Raw genomic sequence first — 3,746 nt, forward strand, 5'->3', positions numbered from 1 at the left:
CTCTACCAAGTCCTCGACGAGCTGCAAGACCAGCTGCGGTGCTGGACCGGCACCTGCACCACCTGCGGCCGCCCCCTCACCCGAGCCAGAACCTAACGAAGCACTACTAGGGCCTGTCCGATGGGTCCTGCCGGGGTCGCGACCCCTGGCACGCACTCCCCCCTCCCCCAAGCCCTCGGCTTCACTCGAGCAGGGAGGTGCCCCCTCCGGCATTGTCGTCGGTTGCCAACGCTCCGCGTTGCCGCCCTCCTCCGCCTTGCAGCCGCACGCACCAGGGCCCGCTCGGCCCTGATCAATCGGCGCCCGGCGCGAAGGCCGGCCTGACCCACCGGACAGGCCCTAGGCCGATCGTGCGCGGCGCGCGAGGTCCGCCCATACGGCGGAGACCCGCTGTTCGAGGCCCTCCAGGGGGCCGTCGTTGTCGATCACCACATCGGCGATCTCCAGTCGCTTCTCACGCGTCGCCTGAGCGGCCATCCGCGCGCGGGCGTCCTCCTCGCGCATGCCGCGCAGCCGCACAAGACGGTCCAGCTGCGTCTCGGGGCTCGCGTCGACGACGACCACAAGGTCGTACAGCGGCGCCAGGCCGTTCTCCGCGAGCAGCGGCACGTCGTGGACGACCACCGCGTCGTCCGCGGCGGACGCCTCGAGCTCGGCGGAGCGTGCGCCGACCAGGGGGTGCACGATCGAGTTCAGTACGGACAGCTTCTGCGCGTCGGCGAAGACGATCGCGCCCAGCTTCGGCCGGTCGAGGGTGCCGTCCGGTGCCAGGATCTCCCGTCCGAAAGCTTCAACGACCGCCGCCAGACCCGGAGTTCCCGGTTCCACCACCTCGCGCGCGATCTTGTCGGCGTCGATCAGTACGGCTCCGGACGCGACGAGGAGACGCGAGACTTCACTCTTGCCGGCGCCGATACCGCCGGTCAGGCCCACCTTCAGCATGACCGGCAGCTTAGGCGGTGGCGTCAGGCGTCGCCCTCCCGCTCGGCGAGGAAACGTTCGAATTCCTGGCCGATCTCGTCGGCCGACGGAATGTCCACGGGCTCCGCGAGCATGTTGCCCCGGTCCTGGGCGCCCGCCGCGGCGTCGTACTGGTGCTCAAGTCCCTGGACCAGGGCGACCAGTTCCTCGTCGCCCTCCTGGATCTGCCGGTCGATCTCGGTCTGCGTACGGTGCGCCTCGGTGCGCAGGCCGTGCGCGACGGCCGGAAGCACCAGGCCGGTCGCCGCGGTGATCGCCTCGAGGACCGTGAGGGCCGCGTCCGGGTACGCGGAGCGCGCGATGTAGTGCGGAACGTGCGCGGCGATGCCGAGCACGTCGCGCCCCGACTCCACGAGGCGGTACTCGACGAGCGCCGCCGCGCTGCCCGGCACCTGCGCCTCGTCGAAGGGGCTGCGGTGTCCCGGCACCAGGTCGGTGCGGTTGCCGTGCGGGGTCAGGCCCACGGGCCGGGTGTGCGGCACGCCCATGGGGATGCCGTGGAAGTTCACCGAGAGGCGTACGCCGAGGCGCTCCACGATCTGCTGGACGGCGGCCGCGAAGCGCTCCCACTCGACGTCCGGTTCGGGCCCGGACAGCAGCAGGAAGGGCGCTCCGGTGGCGTCCTGGAGAAGGCGCACCTCGAGCGTGGGCACCTCGTAGTCGGTCCAGCGCTCGCGCTTGAAGGTGAGCAGCGGGCGCCGCGCGCGGTAGTCGACGAGCCGGTCGTGGTCGAAGCGCGCCACGACCTGACCGGGGAGGCTGTCCACAAGACTCTCGACGATCTGGTCGCCGGTCTCGCCCGCGTCGATGTATCCGTCGAAGTGGTAGAGCATGACAAGGCCGGCCGATTCCTGGGCGAGCGCCATGTCGACGACGTCGAGGCCCTTCGGCTCCCATGCGTACAAACCCTGCGGATCAAGCACTGTGACCGCTCCTCGCCCTCTGCGTCGTGACTCGTACAGCAGAACGCGCGCCGGGACGCGGGCATTCCCTCCCGCGCCCCTTCACAGCGGCTTCTTACGTCACGTGCGCCTAGGCGGCCAGCACGCGCGCGTGGAGCTTGCTGATCGCCCTGCGTGCGGAGGTGAAGGCTCCGTGCTGCCAGGCGTCGGTGTAGCTCAGCCAGTCACCGGCGAAGTAGACGCGCCCCGTCGGCTCGTTGAGCGGCCCGTAGCGCGGGTCGTCGGGGCCGCCGGGGGTGTCGTGCCAGGCCGCCTCCAGGTACGGAGTCTGGCGCCAGTGGTGCGAGAAGGACGAGGCGAGTTCGCTGCGGTACTTCTCTCCGTAGATCTTCACGCCCGCCGCGACGGCCCGCTTCTCGCGCTCCTTGGGGGTGAGCGCGGCGTACGTGTCGGCGTCCTTGTCGTAGTTGTAGTAGCCGACCAGCAGGCCCCGCTCTCCGTGGAAGCCGTGCGAGGGATGCCAGATGTGGCTCACGTCCATGTCGGTCTCGGTGATGCCGCCGTAGATCCTGTGGTCGAGCTCCCACCAGCGCGAGCGGTACTCCAGGCCGATCTTCCCCGCGGACTGCGGGGTGATCGCCTCCAGGGCCCGCTGGACGCCGGGGCCGAGGTTGTGCGGGACCTTGGCGAGGATGTTGGGCGGCAGCGCCCCGATGCAGAAGTCGGCGTCGATGGACCTGGTCCTGCCGCCCTGGGTGTAGGTGACGGTGACGCCGTGTCCCTTGTCGGTGATGCGGGTGACGGCGGCGCCCGTACGCACCTTGTGCGCGCCGATCGCCCGGGTCAGCGCCTGCGGTATGCGGTCCATGCCGCCGACCGGCTGGAACATCAGCATCGCCTGGTCGAAGCCGAACTCGAAGGAGAAGTAGCGCCCCACTCCGCTCGCGAACACCTCGGAGGCGGACGGGACATCGCCGAGCGGCACTCCGGGGGTGCCGGTGGCGGCCGGGACGGTGCGGTAGCCGCGCCGGTCGCCGCCCTCGTAGGTCATCTTGTCGCCGAGTTCGCCGAAGTCCTTGAGGAACTCCGTCAGTCGGTCCTGATCGGCGGTGGTGAGCTCCTTGTCGAGCGCGCCCTTGTCGGTCGCCTTGGCGAGCAACTCGGAGACGTAGCCGTACACATCGGCCTTGGCGGTGCGGTAGCGCATCGGCTCGGACATGCCCGCCGACTCGTTGAAGATATAGGCGTCGGCGTTCGTATTCGTGAACACCTCAAGGGGTACGCCGAGTTCACGGCAGTAGTCGAGCGTGACCATCCACTGCGGGATCCGCCCGGGTCCCGCGTTCATGTACTGGCCCTCGGCGAACCGCGCGGTCTGCCGGTTGCCGTACAGGTCGACGGTCGAATCGCCGCCGCGCACCGTGAAGTTGCGGCCTCCGGCGCGGTCTCTGGCCTCCAGGACCGTACAGTCGTAGCCCGCCTTGCCGAGTTCGTAGGCGCTGGCGAGACCCGCGATGCCGCCGCCCACGACGACGACTTTCGCGGCCGCGCGGCCGTGCAGCGTGAAGTCGCCCGCGCTCGGCGCCCGGAAGGGCTTTTCGCGCTGCGCCGCCTGCGCGGTGGGCGCCATCCCGAGCGCACCCATGGTGGCGAGCATCGCGCCCGCGCCACCCGTGATGCCGACATCGCGCAGGAAGGCGCGACGGCTCGTACCGGTCCCCGGCTGGGTCTGTGCCATGGCTTCGGCTCCCCTGTCGATCTTGCTGGACGCAGGGATCCTGACAACGGCCTGTTACAGCACGGGAGTTACTCGTGTATCCGCCATGTTTCTCTCCTCGCACACGTCGCGCCCGCCCCCTCACC

The 3,746-nt window shown here is 70.1% G+C and carries 3 protein-coding genes; all 3 read right to left on the bottom strand.

The annotated features are described in order from the left end of the window. Positions 1–339: 339 nt before the first annotated feature. A complete protein-coding gene (coaE, locus tag E2651_RS42010) occupies positions 340–942 on the bottom strand; it encodes a dephospho-CoA kinase (RefSeq protein WP_135336528.1) in 603 nt (200 codons plus the stop codon). Between the two features lie 23 nt (positions 943–965). Further along, positions 966–1,904, bottom strand: a complete 939-nt coding sequence (locus E2651_RS42015; RefSeq protein ID WP_135336529.1) for a PAC2 family protein — start codon at positions 1,902–1,904, stop codon at positions 966–968. 109 nt (positions 1,905–2,013) lie between these two features. Continuing rightward, positions 2,014–3,621 (bottom strand): FAD-dependent oxidoreductase, encoded by a 1,608-nt coding sequence (locus tag E2651_RS42020; protein ID WP_135336530.1) that lies wholly within the window; start codon positions 3,619–3,621, stop codon positions 2,014–2,016. Positions 3,622–3,746: the final 125 nt, after the last annotated feature.

Source organism: Streptomyces sp. MZ04 (assembly GCF_004684775.1).
Classification (GTDB): Bacteria; Actinomycetota; Actinomycetes; order Streptomycetales; family Streptomycetaceae; genus Streptomyces.

Excerpts from the sequence above, each read along its gene's own strand:
- E2651_RS42020 (WP_135336530.1), bottom strand. The coding sequence starts at position 3,621 with ATGGCACAGACCCAGCCGGGGACCGGTACGAGCCGTCGCGCCTTCCTG.
- coaE (WP_135336528.1), bottom strand. The coding sequence starts at position 942 with ATGCTGAAGGTGGGCCTGACCGGCGGTATCGGCGCCGGCAAGAGTGAA.